Raw genomic sequence first — 14,075 nt, forward strand, 5'->3', positions numbered from 1 at the left:
GGGCGCAGTGTCTTTTTCACCCACAGATTTCCGAGAGGGCTCCCGCTGTCATGGCGAAGATCCTGAAGTTCGACGAGGACGCCCGTCGCGCCCTCGAGCGCGGCGTCAACAAGCTGGCCGACACGGTCAAGGTGACGATCGGCCCCAAGGGCCGCAACGTCGTCATCGACAAGAAGTTCGGCGCGCCCACCATCACCAACGACGGCGTCACCATCGCCCGTGAGGTCGAGGTCGAGGACCCGTACGAGAACCTCGGCGCCCAGCTGGTGAAGGAGGTGGCGACCAAGACCAACGACATCGCGGGTGACGGTACGACCACCGCCACCGTGCTCGCCCAGGCGCTGGTGCGCGAGGGCCTGAAGAACGTCGCCGCGGGTGCCTCCCCGGCCGCGCTCAAGAAGGGCATCGACGCCGCGGTCAAGGCCGTGTCGGAGGACCTGCTCGCCTCGGCCCGCCCGATCGACGAGAAGTCCGACATCGCCGCCGTGGCCGGTCTGTCCGCCCAGGACAGCCAGGTCGGCGAGCTCATCGCCGAGGCGATGGACAAGGTCGGCAAGGACGGTGTCATCACCGTCGAGGAGTCCAACACCTTCGGTCTGGAGCTGGACTTCACCGAGGGCATGGCCTTCGACAAGGGCTACCTGTCGCCGTACTTCGTGACGGACCAGGAGCGCATGGAGGCCGTCCTCGAGGACCCGTACATCCTCATCAACCAGGGCAAGATCTCCTCCATCCAGGACCTGCTGCCGCTGCTGGAGAAGGTCATCCAGTCGGGTGCCTCCAAGCCGCTGCTGATCATCGCCGAGGACGTCGAGGGCGAGGCCCTGTCGACCCTGGTCGTCAACAAGATCCGCGGCACCTTCAACGCGGTCGCGGTCAAGGCCCCCGGCTTCGGTGACCGCCGCAAGGCGATGCTCCAGGACCTGGCGGTCCTCACCGGCGCCACGGTCATCTCGGAGGAGGTCGGCCTCAAGCTCGACCAGGCCGACCTGGACGTGCTGGGCTCCGCCCGCCGTGTCACGGTCACCAAGGACGACACGACCGTCGTCGACGGCGCCGGCAACGCCGAGGACGTCACGGGTCGCGTCGCCCAGATCAAGGCCGAGATCGAGAACACCGACTCCGACTGGGACCGCGAGAAGCTCCAGGAGCGCCTCGCGAAGCTGGCCGGCGGCGTGTGCGTGATCAAGGTCGGCGCCGCCACCGAGGTGGAGCTGAAGGAGAAGAAGCACCGTCTGGAGGACGCCATCTCCGCGACCCGCGCCGCGGTCGAGGAGGGCATCGTCTCCGGTGGTGGCTCCGCGCTCGTCCACGCCGCGAAGGTGCTGGAGGGCGGACTCGGCAAGACCGGCGACGAGGCCACTGGTGTCGCCGTCGTCCGCCGCGCGGTCGTCGAGCCGCTGCGCTGGATCGCCGAGAACGCCGGCCTGGAGGGCTACGTCATCACCTCCAAGGTCGCCGAGCTCGACAAGGGCCAGGGCTTCAACGCCGCCACCGGCGAGTACGGCGACCTGGTCAAGGCCGGCGTCATCGACCCGGTCAAGGTCACCCGCTCCGCCCTGGAGAACGCCGCCTCCATCGCCTCCCTCCTCCTGACGACCGAGACCCTGGTCGTCGAGAAGAAGGAAGAGGAAGAGCCGGCCGCCGCTGGTCACGGCCACGGCCACGCCCACTGAGGCACGCACCACCCGAAGAAGCCCCCCGTTGCTGTCGCATCGGGGGGCTTCTCCCTTCGCGGGCGATTCACCGGCCTTCTCGCGGCCGGGTCACTGACCGAGTACCCCCAACTGCTCCAGCAGCCCCGCCCGGTCGTAGAGCCAGTGGCTCTCGCAGATCCTGCCCTCCCGGAACCGCTGCCAGGTCATGCCCTGCATGGCCACGTCCTGCCCGGTCGCCGGAATCCCCAGGAACTCACCTTTGTGCCGCGCGACCCATGTCCACCGGGTGCACACCTGGTCGTCCTGAGCCAGCTGGTCGTCGATCCGGAACGTGAAGTCGAAGGCGGCACGCCAGCCGGCGTACTGCTCACGCACCCCGTCGATGCCCTGCACGGGTTGCGGATACGACGGATCGTGATCCACATAGTCGTCCGTGAGGTGCTCACCGATGCCCTCCGGCGCCATCTTCCCCATGGCCTCGAAGAAGGCCCGCGCTGCCAGGACGTTCAGCTGCTCGTTCCGTACGACGTCGAGATCGGTGAACGTCGGCGTCTCGTCACAGAGCGCGACCATCTCCTGGAAGATCCGATCGGTCTCGGGCAGGTTCGAGTTCCGCATCGCCTCTTCGTACGACGGAAACTCCACGATCTCGATGAAGTGCGCCGAGTCCGCCCTGTCCTTCCCGATGATGTCGTGCGTCGCCGTCCGCTTGCCCTTGGTCTGCTCGACCCACCTGTCCATCAGCCGGTTCATCTCGTCGAAGCGGCTGGTCCTGCAGTCGATGAGCTGTACGAAGGTCATGACGTCATCGCCTCCCGGCCCCCTGGGTGCGGCTGGACAGCACCATTCTCCCCGCCGGAGGGGCGCTGTGCCTGTCGGCGACGGCGTCACGACGCCATGCGGCGCCTGAGCCGCCGACGGTCCTTCCCGCCCTGATCCGCGTCGCGCCCGGCACCGTCCCGCTGAACGTCGGCTTCCTGCGCCGACGCCCGGCGGACCAGCCTGCGCCTACTGCGGCCCGTACTTCCGCCCCGTCTTCGAACTGATCCCCCCGAGCAACCCCCGAGGCACCAGCTTCGTCGCGCCCATCAGCACCTTGTACCGAGGATCCGGAATCGACAGGGACTTCCCCCGCGCCAGATCATCCAACGCCGCAGCCGCCACCTTGTCCGCGTCCAGCCACATCCACCCCGGAATGTTGTCCGTCCCCATCCCCGCCCGCTGATGGAACTCCGTCCGCACGAACCCCGGGCACAGCGCCATCAGCCGCACCCCGCTCCCGGCCAGATCCCGCGCCGCTCCCTGCGTGAACTGCACGACCCACGCCTTGGACGCGCCGTACGTCCCGCGCGGCACGAAGGCCGCGACCGACGCGACGTTGACGACACCCCCGCGCCCCCGCTCCCGCATCGCCGCCGATGCCGCCGAGGTCAGCCGCAGCACCGCCTCGCAGTGCACCTTGAGCATCATCAGCTCGTCTGCCATGGAGACGTCGAGATAGCGGCCCTTGTTGCCGAAGCCGGCGTTGTTGATCAGCAGGTCGACGGGGTTCCTGCGGTCGCCGAGGCGGGCGGCGACGGCCTCGATGCCGCTGTCCTGCGCCAGGTCGGCCGTCAGCACCTCCGCCTCGATGCCGTGCCGGTCGTGCAGTTCGGTCGCCTGCTCCCGCAGCCGCTTGGTGTCCCGGGCCACCAGGACGAGGTCATGCCCGTCGGCCGCCAGCCGCCGCGCGAACGCGGCGCCGATGCCCGCGGTCGATCCCGTAATCAATGCCGTTGTCATGGCGCAAGATTAGTGACCCGGACCGTGCGCTTCCGCTCGTTGTCAGCCGTGCTTGTGCCCCGAGTGACCGGGTGTCCCGCGTGTCCCCGACGGGGCTTGCGCCCGCTGTCCCTTCTCCACGACCACGAACTGGCCCATCATCCCCTCGTCCTCGTGGAACAGCAGATGGCAGTGGTACATGTACGGCGTGTCCGGATCCGCCGGCCCGGTGAAGCGCAGCGCCAGCTTCATGGTCGTCCCGTTCGGCAGGAACACCGTGTCCTTCGGCCCGCGCAGCGCCGCCGACGGCGCCTCACCGTTCACCTCCAGCACCCGGAACTGCACGTCGTGCACATGGAAGTTGTGCGGCATGCCGTTGCTGTTGCGGACCGTCCACACCTCCGTCGTCCCGCGCGTGACCGTCTCGTCGACACGGCCCATGTCCATCGACCGCTTGTTGATACCGGACCGCTTCAGGTCGAAGTGCCGGCCCCGCACCGCATCCGTGCCGTCGGGTGTCTCCAACTCGCCCAGCGCGGTGGGTATCCCGGGCGAGGGCCGCAGCTCTTCGGCCGCCCGCAGCTCCAGCACGTCGAAGGAGTCGTCGCCCCCACCGAACCTCCGCTGCCAGCTGTCCCCGTAGTTGTCCTGCGGAAAGCTGCGCAGCATCACGCGCTCACCCGCCCGCATCCGTACGACGATCTCGGCTCGCTCACCCGGCGACAGCTGGAGGCGGTCCATGGACTCGGGCCGCTCCAGCAGACCTCCGTCCGTCGCTATGAGTGAGAAGGCACGGTCGTCCGGGAACCCGAAGGCGTAGGTGCGTGCCGTCGAGGCGTTGAGCAGCCGCAGCCGTATCAGCTCGTCGTCGACCTCCCGGTAGGGATGCAGCGTGCCGTTCACCATCGTCCGGTCGCCGAGGAAGCCCACGTTCTGCATGATCTTGCGGCCGCCGTCGAGTTTCGCGCCGTCGAAGCGCACGTCCTGCACGATGACGGGCAGGTCGTCGACGCCGTACCGCTTCGGCAGGGCGAGCTTGGTGGACCGCTCGTCGTCGAGGATGAACATGCCGGCCAGCCCTTTGCGCACGTGCTGTTCGGTCGCGCCGTGCGGGTGCGGGTGGTACCAGAGCGTCGCGGCGGGCTGGTCCACGCTCCACCGGGGAGTCCAGGTGCCGCCGGGGTCGATCATCTGGTGCGGGCCGCCGTCCATCCGCGCGGGCAGGTGCATGCCGTGCCAGTGCACGCTGGACGCCTCGTCGAGCCCGTTCGCTATGCGCACGCGGACCTTCTCACCGCGCGCCGCACGGAGCGTCGGGCCGAGATAAGAGCCGTTGAAGCCCCAGGTGGGGTCTTCCGGCCGGCCTCGAACTCCGTTTCGCCCGCGCGCATGCGCAGGTCGAAGACGCGGGTGCCGTCCTTGTCGACGGACGACTCGGCCAGCGGCGGTATCGCCAGCGCGTTGTCGAACGACGCCTTGCCGACCGTGCTGACGTCGGCGCCGGTCCACAGCCATGCGAACAGGCCGCCGACCGCCAGCACGAGGACCGTGATGACGGAGCCCAGAACGATGAGGACGCGCTTGAAGCGAGACATGCTTCGAGCGTCCTCGTCGGCCGCCCGCCGAACATCCGGGTCGTCCCTTGGACCACCCCGAGTCAACCCCCGCCGCTCGTCCGGGGTTTCCCCCTAGGAGCCGTGCCGCGCCTGGGCGACCGCCATCGCAGGCCGCTGGCCGACGTACCGTCAGGCCCCGTGCTGCGACACGTACTTCCGAGCGGCTGCCAGCGACTCCGGATGCAGCGCCTGACCCGCCGCCAGCAGCCGCGGCAGCAGCTTCCGCTCCGTCGTGACCGCCCGGAACTGCAGCGCCACCGTCACGTCATGATCCGGGCGGTGGACGACCTCGATCGCGTCGCCCGCCCGGACCTCGCCCGGCTCGATCACTCGCAGATACGCGCCCGGCGCAGCCTTCGCCGTGAACCGCTTCACCCACTGCTTCTCACCCACATGGGCCTGGAAGGTGGCGCAGGGAATCCGGCCGGACGTCACCTCCAGCACCACCTCGGACCCGATCCGCCAGCGCTCACCTATCAGCGCGCCTGACACGTCCAGGCCAAAAGTCGTGAGGTTCTCGCCGAACCCGCCGTTGGCCAGCGACCGCCCCAGCTCGCGCTCCCAGTCGTCGAGGTCCTCGCGCGCCACCGCGTACACGGCCTGGTCGTCGCCGCCGTGGTGGCGCATGCTGCACACCTCGTCCCCGGCCACCCCGCTGGCCCCGATCCCCTTGGGCCCTGGCGCCGCCACCCGCACCGGCCCCTCCACCGGCCGCTTGTCGATCCCGGTCACGCCCTCCGGGTGATCCGTGTACGACACGTGCTTCCTACGGCCCAGGTTCACAGACAGAAGCTTCATGCCGGCACGGTAGGCGACCATGAGCCAAAGCGTCCATGCATTATTCGGCACCATGTCCAAGGCTCGCTTATGCTCGACAGGTGATCGAGGCTCGTCATCTCCGTGTGCTGCGCGCCGTCGCCGCCACCGGTTCCTTCTCCGCGGCGGGGCGCGAACTGGGCTGCACCCAGCCCGCCGTCAGCCAGCAGATGAAGGCCCTGGAAGCGTCCGTCGGCACACCCCTGCTGGTCCGCACCGGGCGCGAGATGCGGCTGACCCAGGCCGGTGCGGCGCTGGTGCGGCACGCCGCCGGGATCCTGGCGGGACTCACCGCCGCCGAGGAGGAGGTCGCCGCCATCGCCGGGCTGCGGGCCGGGCGCGTACGCCTCGTGTCCTTCCCCAGCGGCAGCTCCACCCTCGTCCCCACCGCCCTCGCCGCTCTGCGCGCCGCACATCCCGGCACCCGTGTCTCCCTGGAGGAGGCCGAGCCGCCGCAGTCGGTCGAGATGCTGCGCGAGGGCGACTGCGACGTGGCCCTCGCCTTCCGGTACGAGGGTGCCGCGGGCGCCCCGGAAGGGGAGTGGGACGACCTCGTCGTACGCCCGCTGCTGACGGACCGTCTCGTCGCCCTCGTACCCGAACGGCATCGGCTCGCGCGCACCGCACCCTCGGGGTCGGTCGCCATCGGGGAACTCGCGGCCGAGCCGTGGATCGCCGGATGCCCGCGTTGCCGGGGGCAGTTGATCGAGGTCTGCGAGAGCGCGGGCTTCACGCCCCGCATCGACTTCGCCACCGACGACTATCCGGCGGTCGTCGGCCTCGTGGGCGCCGGCCTCGGCGTGGCCGTCCTGCCCCAGCTCGCCGTCGAGTCCGTACGACCGCGGGGCGCACGCATGGTGACACTGGAGCCGGCGGTGCGGCGGGAGATCGTCGCCCTCACCCTGCCCGACCTCGCGCAGGTGCCGGCGGTGGCGGCGACGCTCGAGCAGCTGACGCGGGCCGCCGCCCGCTAGCGAAGGCAAGGGCGCAGCGAAAAAACAAGGGCACGCGTGCGCGTGCCCTTCTTGAAGAAACGTTCCTTCAGTTGTGCGGGCCGGCCTCTCCGCTGGTCGTCGACGCCGAGACCAGCCGGTTGCGCGCCCGCCCCATGAGCTCCTCACGCTCGTCCTCGGTCAAGCCGCCCCACACGCCGTACGGTTCGCGCACGGCCAGCGCGTGCGCCGCGCACTGCGCGCGCACCGGGCACCTCATGCAGACCTCCTTGGCCGAGTTCTCGCGTGCACTCCGGGCCGCACCGCGCTCACCCTCCGGATGAAAGAAGAGCGAGCTGTCCACCCCGCGACAGGCAGCCAGCAGCTGCCAGTCCCACAGGTCCGCGTTCGGTCCGGGAAGGCGGGAGAAATCTGCCATTGCGTGACCCCTTGTAGCCGTTCTGGGCGGATACGGTGTCCACGACCGTACATCTACGATCTAAGGAGATGAAAATATGACTCATTGCGAATCTAGCCTCAGGCGCCAACAAATGGGAAGAAAAAGGGCTGAATGGGGCATGGGTTGTGATGAAACATTGAGGGTCCGTCGTGCATGTCTGCCCCGTGTCCGCCCCCTCACGTAGAGTGCCGAAGACGGCATATGGCCCCGTAACTCTTTCGAGTGACCGTCGTTGAGAGGGCGAGGCGGTTGAAGGAACAAGCGCTCGGGCAGGCGTCCGAGACGGTCGACCGCACAGGTGACGATTTCGTACCAGCCTGGAGGCTCAAGGTGACGTGCATCAGCTGCGGAGGGCGGCCATGACATCCGTCCTCGTCTGCGACGACTCCCCGCTTGCCCGAGAGGCGCTTCGCCGTGCGGTCGCGACCGTGCCCGGCGTCGAGCGCGTGACGACGGCGGCCAACGGCGAGGAAGTCCTCCGCCGCTGGGGCGCCGACCGCTCGGACCTGATTCTGATGGACGTACGCATGCCCGGTCTGGGCGGCGTCGAGACCGTACGGCGGCTGCTGTCCGCCGACCCCGGTGCGCGCATCATCATGCTCACCGTCGCCGAGGACCTGGACGGCGTGGCCCTCGCGGTCGCCGCCGGTGCCCGCGGCTATCTGCACAAGGACGCCTCGCGCGCGGAGCTGCGCGCCACCGTCACGCAGGCTCTGGCCGACCCCACCTGGCGGCTCGCCCCGCGTCGGCTGCGCTCCGCCGAGATGGGCGCCGCACCGACGCTCACCGCGCGCGAGATCCAGGTCCTCGAGGGCATGAGCCACGGCCGCTCCAACGCCGAGATCGGCCGCGAGCTGTTCCTCTCCGAGGACACCGTCAAGACGCACGCCCGACGCCTGTTCAAGAAGCTCGGCGCCTCGGACCGGGCGCACGCCGTGGCGCTCGGCTTCCGGTGGGGCCTGGTCCGGTAGGTGAGCCTCAGCGGGGGCACCGGGATCCCCGCCTGCCGCGTGGCGGGCGGGGCTGCTTTTCACAGCGCGATTCCGCGCGTGTACCGCAAGGTGAGCGGTGGTGGCAAAGCGGCCTGCCGGGTGCCCGCTGCTCGTTTCGGCGCGGATGCCGCATCCTTGAGATGTGGAGTCTCTCGGGGACGAGTCGGTCGAGCGGAAGGGGAGGGCGCAGGGGATGAGTGCCGGCGCACCTGCTCATAACGCTTCAGTGCACAACATCGGGCGTGATGCCGCGGACCGTACGGCCGCAAGGCACCATGGACCGATGCGCGACGACGAGGCGGCTTATGCCCAAGGGGCGATCGGTGCACTCGTCCATCGCGCCGTGGACGGGGACGAGCAGGCCACGCACGATCTGCTCGCGCACGTCCACCCCTTGGCCCTGCGCTACTGCCGCACCAGGCTGTCCCGCCTTCCGGGCGATGCCCGCCACTTCGTCGAGGACCTCGCTCAGGAGGTCTGCGTCGCGGTCCTCCTCGCGCTGCCGCGTTACAAGGACACCGGGCGCCCCTTCGAGGCGTTCGTCTTCGCCATCGCCGCGCACAAGGTGGCTGACCTGCAGCGGGCGGCGATGCGTCACCCCGGCTCGACGGCCGTTCCGTCCGACGAGATGCCGGAACGCCCGGACGACTCCCTGGGCCCGGAGGAGCGGGCGCTGCTGAGCAGCGACGCCGAGTGGGCCAAGAAACTGCTGGCCAACCTGCCCGAGAACCAGCGGGAGCTGTTGCTGCTGAGGATCGCGGTGGGGTTGACCGCGGAAGAGACGGGTCAGATGTTGGGAATGTCACCCGGAGCGGTCCGGGTGGCCCAGCACAGGGCGCTGAGCAGGCTGCGAGCGCTGGCCGAGCAGTAGAGCTCGCCGTGTACTCCCTTGAGTGCGCCCCCAAATGAACAGGCTCCTCTTCGATTCCGTACGAACATACGAAGCCCGGAGCCATACAGAACCGTGGAATTTGCTGGCCGTGCTTCCCGTTAGCATGGACATCCGCACCGATCAAGGCCATTTGGGGAAGGTGTCATGACTGCCAACGTCGACGGAGTGCCCGGTAAATTCGCGACACTCGGGCTGACCTACGACGACGTGCTGCTGCTGCCGGGTGCATCGGAAGTGCTCCCCAACGCGGTCGACACCTCGTCCCGCATCTCCCGCAATGTCCGGGTGAACATCCCCCTCCTGTCCGCCGCCATGGACAAGGTCACCGAGTCGCGCATGGCGATCGCGATGGCCCGTCTGGGCGGCGTCGGCGTACTGCACCGCAACCTCTCCGTCGAGGACCAGGTCAACCAGGTCGACCTGGTGAAGCGGTCCGAGTCCGGGATGGTCACCGACCCGATCACGGTGCACCCGGAGGCCACGCTCGCCGAGGCGGACGCCCTGTGCGCCAAGTTCCGCATCAGCGGCGTGCCCGTCACCGACCCGGCCGGCAAGCTGCTCGGCATCGTCACCAACCGCGACATGGCCTTCGAGACCGACCGCAGCCGTCAGGTGCGCGAGGTCATGACCCCGATGCCGCTGGTCACCGGCAAGGTCGGCATCTCCGGCAGCGACGCGATGGAGCTGCTGCGCCGCCACAAGATCGAGAAGCTTCCCCTGGTCGACGAGGCGGGTGTCCTCAAGGGACTCATCACCGTCAAGGACTTCGTCAAGGCGGAGAAGTACCCGAACGCCGCCAAGGACTCCGAGGGCCGTCTGCTCGTCGGTGCCGCCGTGGGCGCCAGCCCCGAGGCCCTGGAGCGCGCCCAGGCGCTCGCCGAGGCCGGTGTGGACTTCCTGGTCGTCGACACCTCGCACGGCCACAACAGCAATGCCCTCAGCTGGATGGCGAAGATCAAGTCCAGCGTCTCCGTCGACGTGATCGGCGGAAACGTCGCCACGCGCGACGGCGCGCAGGCCCTCATCGACGCCGGTGTAGACGGCATCAAGGTGGGTGTGGGCCCCGGCTCCATCTGTACGACCCGAGTGGTCGCCGGCATCGGCGTCCCGCAGGTCACCGCCATCTACGAGGCCTCCCTCGCCGCCCGCCCCGCGGGCATCCCGCTGATCGGCGACGGCGGCCTGCAGTACTCCGGCGACATCGGCAAGGCCCTCGCCGCCGGCGCCGACACCGTCATGCTGGGCAGCCTGCTCGCGGGCTGCGAGGAGTCCCCGGGCGAGCTGCTGTTCATCAACGGCAAGCAGTTCAAGTCGTACCGCGGCATGGGCTCGCTGGGCGCCATGCAGTCCCGCGGCCAGGCCAAGTCGTACTCGAAGGACCGCTACTTCCAGGGTGAGGTCTCCTCCGACGACAAGCTCGTGCCCGAGGGCGTCGAGGGCCAGGTGCCCTACCGCGGCCCGCTGGCCAACGTCCTGCACCAGCTCGTCGGCGGCCTGCGCCAGACCATGGGCTACGTGGGCGCGGCCACCATCGAGGAGATGGAGTCCAAGGGCCGCTTCGTGCGGATCACCTCGGCGGGCCTGAAGGAGTCGCACCCGCACGACATCCAGATGACGGTCGAGGCGCCGAACTACAGCCGCAAGTGAGCCGTAGCTGACGTCCCCGCGCGCGTGGGGAGTTCGTCGCCGTACGCGCGCGTGAAGCACACCAAGGGCGGCCCCGGGAAGCACCGGGGCCGCCCTTGTCGTACCCGTCGGCGATACTGGAAGACGCTGAAACGCATCAGGGAAAGGCCACAGACGTGACTGAGATCGAGATCGGGCGCGGCAAGCGCGGCCGCAGGGCGTACGCCTTCGACGACATCGCCGTCGTCCCGAGCCGCCGTACGCGGGACCCGAAGGAGGTCTCGATCGCCTGGCAGATCGACGCCTACCGCTTCGAGCTGCCCTTCCTGGCCGCCCCCATGGACTCGGTCGTCTCCCCGGCCACCGCGATCCGCATCGGAGAGCTCGGCGGCCTCGGCGTGCTGAACCTCGAGGGCCTGTGGACGCGGTACGAGGATCCGCAGCCGCTGCTCGACGAGATCGCCGGGCTGCCCACGGAGGCCGCCACGCGCCGCCTGCAGGAGATCTACGCCGCCCCCATCAAGGAGGAGCTGATCGGGCAGCGCATCAAGGAGGTGCGCGACTCGGGCGTGGTCACCGCCGCCGCGCTCTCCCCGCAGCGCACCGCCCAGTTCTCCAAGGCGGTCGTCGACGCGGGCGTGGACATCTTCGTCATCCGCGGTACGACGGTCTCGGCGGAGCACGTCTCCGGTGCGGCCGAGCCGCTGAACCTGAAGCAGTTCATCTACGAGCTCGACGTCCCGGTGATCGTCGGCGGCTGCGCCACCTACACCGCGGCCCTGCACCTGATGCGCACCGGCGCGGCGGGCGTCCTGGTCGGCTTCGGCGGCGGCGCCGCGCACACCACGCGCAACGTCCTGGGCATCCGGGTGCCGATGGCGACGGCGGTCGCGGACGTGGCGGCGGCCCGCCGTGACTACATGGACGAGTCCGGCGGCCGGTATGTGCACGTGATCGCGGACGGCGGCGTCGGCTGGTCCGGCGACCTGCCCAAGGCAATCGCCTGTGGCGCCGACGCGGTCATGATGGGCTCCCCGCTCGCGCGCGCGACCGACGCGCCGGGCAAGGGCCACCACTGGGGCATGGAGGCCGTCAACGAGGAGCTGCCGCGCGGCAAGAAGGTCGACCTCGGCACGGTCGGCACCATCGAGGAGGTTCTGACGGGCCCGTCCCACACCCCGGACGGCTCGATGAACTTCTTCGGCGCCCTGCGCCGCGCCATGGCCACCACCGGCTACAGCGAGCTCAAGGAGTTCCAGCGCGTCGAGGTGACGGTGGCGGACTCGCAGCACCAGCGCTGACGCCGCGCCCGGCCCGAACGAAAGGGGCCCGGACCACCGAGAGGTGTTCCGGGCCCCTTCGCATGCGTGCGGGACGGCTCAGGCCGCGGCCTTCTTGGCGCCGGAGAACGCGGCGAACGCGCCGATGCCGAGGAAGACGAAGGTCAGAGCGTCCGCTTCCTCGCTCCAGACCTTGGTCACCACGTCGAAGTGGTCGGTGAGGACCGTGGTCAGGGAGACGCCGAGCTCGTCGGCGCCGATCGCCGCGAAGCCGATGAGCTGGCCGAGGTAGACGGCGCCCAGGGAGAGGATCGCGCTCACCACGGGCAGTGCCGGGTTGGCGCCGCCGATCTTGCCGGCGGCGAGTCCGATGACGAAGCCGACGCCGACCGCGGCGTAGCCGATCTCGTACTCGGTGGCGCCGACGATGCCGCCGTAGATACCGGCGGTGACCAGGGCCGCGACGACGGCGGCGACGATGCCGAGGGCGATGTTGTTGCGCGCGGGCGCGGGCGGGGCCGGGGGCACGGCGTCCGGCTGCTGGGCGAACGGGTTGCCGTCGGTGGGCTGAGACGGCGGCACTGACTGGGTCATGACAGGAATCCCCCCACGGGACTGTCGGTCCCCTGCGGGACCTTGAATGAGCGGTGTGACTGCGCACGACTGTGCGACGAGACGCCGAAGAGTAACAGGCCGACCGCCCCGCTTCGCCAGTGAATTCGCGGGGTGGCCGGTGGCTGTCGTGGTCAGAGCCGGTGGGCCGCCCCCATGGGTGTCGCCCCCCGGGTGTCCAGCAGGAGCTGGGCCTTCACCGACAGGCCCTGGAGGTCGTAGGTGCGGTGCTGCTGGAGCAGGATCGTCAGGTCGGCGTCGGCGGCGGCATCGTAGAGGGAGTCCGCGCGCGGCACCGGGCGGTCCAGGACGTTCCAGGACGCGACGTGCGGGTCGTGGTAGCTCACGGACGCGCCCAGTTCCATCAGCCGGATCGCGAGCTCCTGGGCGGGCGTGGCCTGCTGGTCGGCGACATCGGGCTTGTAGGTGACGCCGAGGAGGAGGATGCGGGCGCCGCGCGCGGACTTGCCGTGCTCATTGAGGAGGGTGGCGGAACGCTGGACGACGTAACGGGGCATCTGGCTGTTGACCTGCTGGGCCAGTTCGACCATCCGCAGGGTGCGGCCCGCGGGGGCGGTCAGCTCCTGCGGGACTGCGTGTCCGCCGACGCCGGGGCCGGGGCGGAAGGCCTGGAAGCCGAAGGGCTTGGTCTCCGCGCAGCGGATGACGTCCCACAGGTCGACGCCCAAGTCGTGGCAGAGGACGGCCATTTCGTTGACGAGGGCGATGTTGACGTGCCGGAAGTTGGTCTCCAGCACCTGCACGGTCTCCGCCTCGCGCGGTCCACGCGCGCGTACCACCTTGTCGGTGAGCCGACCGTAGAAGGCCGCGGCCGACTCGGTGCAGGCGGGGGTGAGGCCGCCGATCACCTTGGGGGTGTTGGCGGGAGTGAAGTCGCGGTTGCCGGGGTCGACGCGGCTGGGGGAGTAGGCCAGGTGGAAATCGCGGCCGGCGCGCAGCCCCGAGCCCTCTTCGAGGAGCGGGCGCAGAACGTTCTCGGTGGTGCCCGGGGGGACGGGCGACTCCAGGATCACGGTGGTGTGCGGGCGCAGTCGTCCGGCCAGGGTGCGGGCGGCCGCCTCCACCTGGCTCAGATCGAGCCCGCCGTCCGCTCCGCGCGGGGTGGGCGCGCAGATGACGGCGGTGCGCACGCGGCCGAGCTCGGCGGGGCTGGTGGCATGCCGGAAGCCCCCCGCGAGCATCCGGCGCAACTCGGCTGGGCTGAGGGAGCCGGGCTCCGGCCCGGTCCGGTAACCGAGCGTGGGGATGCCGGCGGCGACGGCGGCCTGGGCCAGGGGCAGGCCGTACAAGCCGAGTCCGATGACGGCGAGATCTGCGGGCATGGCGTGGGCCGTCCTTCCCAATAACCGAAGCGGTGCGGGTGCGCAAGCCCTGTGGACAGGACGAGGGAGCGCAATGTCAGACTAGGA

13 protein-coding genes are annotated in these 14,075 nt (G+C 69.9%); 6 read left to right on the top strand and 7 right to left on the bottom strand.

All coding sequences use genetic code 11. From position 1 onward, the window contains the following. Positions 1 to 50: 50 nt before the first annotated feature. A complete protein-coding gene (gene groL, locus EHO50_RS23745; protein ID WP_128433181.1) occupies positions 51 to 1,676 on the top strand; it encodes a chaperonin GroEL in 1,626 nt (541 codons plus the stop codon). 90 nt (positions 1,677 to 1,766) lie between these two features. Here the strand turns inward: groL and EHO50_RS23750 are convergent, their stop codons facing one another. The 4 genes from EHO50_RS23750 to EHO50_RS23765 all read right to left on the bottom strand — a co-directional run bounded on the left by EHO50_RS23750 (position 1,767) and on the right by EHO50_RS23765 (position 5,833). Next, positions 1,767 to 2,459 (bottom strand): ester cyclase, encoded by a 693-nt coding sequence (locus EHO50_RS23750; protein WP_128433182.1) that lies wholly within the window; start codon positions 2,457 to 2,459, stop codon positions 1,767 to 1,769. Positions 2,460 to 2,666: 207 nt separating this feature from the next. Beyond that, a complete protein-coding gene (locus tag EHO50_RS23755; RefSeq protein ID WP_128433183.1) occupies positions 2,667 to 3,440 on the bottom strand; it encodes an SDR family NAD(P)-dependent oxidoreductase in 774 nt (257 codons plus the stop codon). Between the two features lie 42 nt (positions 3,441 to 3,482). Next, a complete protein-coding gene (locus EHO50_RS23760) occupies positions 3,483 to 4,934 on the bottom strand; it encodes a multicopper oxidase family protein (RefSeq protein ID WP_246101364.1) in 1,452 nt (483 codons plus the stop codon). Positions 4,935 to 5,164: 230 nt separating this feature from the next. Then, positions 5,165 to 5,833 carry an MOSC domain-containing protein gene (locus EHO50_RS23765; protein WP_128433184.1) on the bottom strand — a complete coding sequence of 223 codons (669 nt, stop codon included), beginning with the start codon at positions 5,831 to 5,833 and terminating at the stop codon, positions 5,165 to 5,167. Positions 5,834 to 5,913: 80 nt separating this feature from the next. Between EHO50_RS23765 and EHO50_RS23770 the strand changes: the two genes are divergently transcribed. Further along, positions 5,914 to 6,825, top strand: coding sequence for a LysR family transcriptional regulator (locus EHO50_RS23770; RefSeq protein ID WP_128433185.1), 912 nt, complete (start codon positions 5,914 to 5,916; stop codon positions 6,823 to 6,825). 67 nt (positions 6,826 to 6,892) lie between these two features. Here the strand turns inward: EHO50_RS23770 and EHO50_RS23775 are convergent, their stop codons facing one another. Further along, the gene (locus tag EHO50_RS23775) at positions 6,893 to 7,222 is read right to left on the bottom strand and encodes a WhiB family transcriptional regulator (RefSeq protein ID WP_128433186.1); all 330 of its coding nucleotides are present in this window, start codon (positions 7,220 to 7,222) and stop codon (positions 6,893 to 6,895) included. A gap of 380 nt (positions 7,223 to 7,602) precedes the next feature. On the opposite strand from EHO50_RS23775, the gene EHO50_RS23780 reads away from it, so the two are divergent. The 4 genes from EHO50_RS23780 (at position 7,603) to EHO50_RS23795 (ending at position 12,054) form a co-directional block, all read left to right on the top strand. Then, positions 7,603 to 8,214: a response regulator transcription factor gene (locus tag EHO50_RS23780; protein ID WP_003948568.1), complete on the top strand. Its 612-nt coding sequence runs from the start codon at positions 7,603 to 7,605 to the stop codon at positions 8,212 to 8,214. A gap of 304 nt (positions 8,215 to 8,518) precedes the next feature. Continuing rightward, the gene (locus EHO50_RS23785) at positions 8,519 to 9,106 is read left to right on the top strand and encodes a sigma-70 family RNA polymerase sigma factor (protein WP_128433187.1); all 588 of its coding nucleotides are present in this window, start codon (positions 8,519 to 8,521) and stop codon (positions 9,104 to 9,106) included. A gap of 165 nt (positions 9,107 to 9,271) precedes the next feature. Beyond that, the gene (guaB, locus tag EHO50_RS23790; protein ID WP_128433188.1) at positions 9,272 to 10,774 is read left to right on the top strand and encodes an IMP dehydrogenase; all 1,503 of its coding nucleotides are present in this window, start codon (positions 9,272 to 9,274) and stop codon (positions 10,772 to 10,774) included. Between the two features lie 155 nt (positions 10,775 to 10,929). After that, a complete protein-coding gene (locus tag EHO50_RS23795) occupies positions 10,930 to 12,054 on the top strand; it encodes a GuaB3 family IMP dehydrogenase-related protein (RefSeq protein WP_128433189.1) in 1,125 nt (374 codons plus the stop codon). Between the two features lie 78 nt (positions 12,055 to 12,132). Here EHO50_RS23795 and EHO50_RS23800 read toward each other — a convergent pair whose 3' ends face one another. Both EHO50_RS23800 and EHO50_RS23805 read right to left on the bottom strand, forming a co-directional pair. After that, positions 12,133 to 12,627, bottom strand: coding sequence for a hypothetical protein (locus tag EHO50_RS23800; RefSeq protein ID WP_128433190.1), 495 nt, complete (start codon positions 12,625 to 12,627; stop codon positions 12,133 to 12,135). Positions 12,628 to 12,779: 152 nt separating this feature from the next. Continuing rightward, positions 12,780 to 13,988, bottom strand: a complete 1,209-nt coding sequence (locus tag EHO50_RS23805; protein WP_128433191.1) for a nucleotide sugar dehydrogenase — start codon at positions 13,986 to 13,988, stop codon at positions 12,780 to 12,782. Between the last annotated feature and the right edge of the window lie 87 nt (positions 13,989 to 14,075).

The organism is Streptomyces cyaneus, from assembly GCF_004028635.1.
Taxonomy (GTDB): domain Bacteria; phylum Actinomycetota; class Actinomycetes; order Streptomycetales; family Streptomycetaceae; genus Streptomyces; species Streptomyces cyaneus.

Coding starts and splice junctions, on each gene's coding strand:
- EHO50_RS23755 (WP_128433183.1), bottom strand. CDS start 3,440: ATGACAACGGCATTGATTACGGGATCGACCGCGGGCATCGGCGCCGCG.
- EHO50_RS23765 (WP_128433184.1), bottom strand. CDS start 5,833: ATGAAGCTTCTGTCTGTGAACCTGGGCCGTAGGAAGCACGTGTCGTAC.
- EHO50_RS23800 (WP_128433190.1), bottom strand. CDS start 12,627: ATGACCCAGTCAGTGCCGCCGTCTCAGCCCACCGACGGCAACCCGTTC.
- EHO50_RS23805 (WP_128433191.1), bottom strand. CDS start 13,988: ATGCCCGCAGATCTCGCCGTCATCGGACTCGGCTTGTACGGCCTGCCC.
- EHO50_RS23775 (WP_128433186.1), bottom strand. CDS start 7,222: ATGGCAGATTTCTCCCGCCTTCCCGGACCGAACGCGGACCTGTGGGAC.
- EHO50_RS23750 (WP_128433182.1), bottom strand. CDS start 2,459: ATGACCTTCGTACAGCTCATCGACTGCAGGACCAGCCGCTTCGACGAG.
- guaB (WP_128433188.1), top strand. CDS start 9,272: ATGACTGCCAACGTCGACGGAGTGCCCGGTAAATTCGCGACACTCGGG.
- EHO50_RS23785 (WP_128433187.1), top strand. CDS start 8,519: ATGCGCGACGACGAGGCGGCTTATGCCCAAGGGGCGATCGGTGCACTC.
- EHO50_RS23760 (WP_246101364.1), bottom strand. CDS start 4,934: ATGGCTGTGGACCGGCGCCGACGTCAGCACGGTCGGCAAGGCGTCGTT.
- groL (WP_128433181.1), top strand. CDS start 51: ATGGCGAAGATCCTGAAGTTCGACGAGGACGCCCGTCGCGCCCTCGAG.
- EHO50_RS23780 (WP_003948568.1), top strand. CDS start 7,603: ATGACATCCGTCCTCGTCTGCGACGACTCCCCGCTTGCCCGAGAGGCG.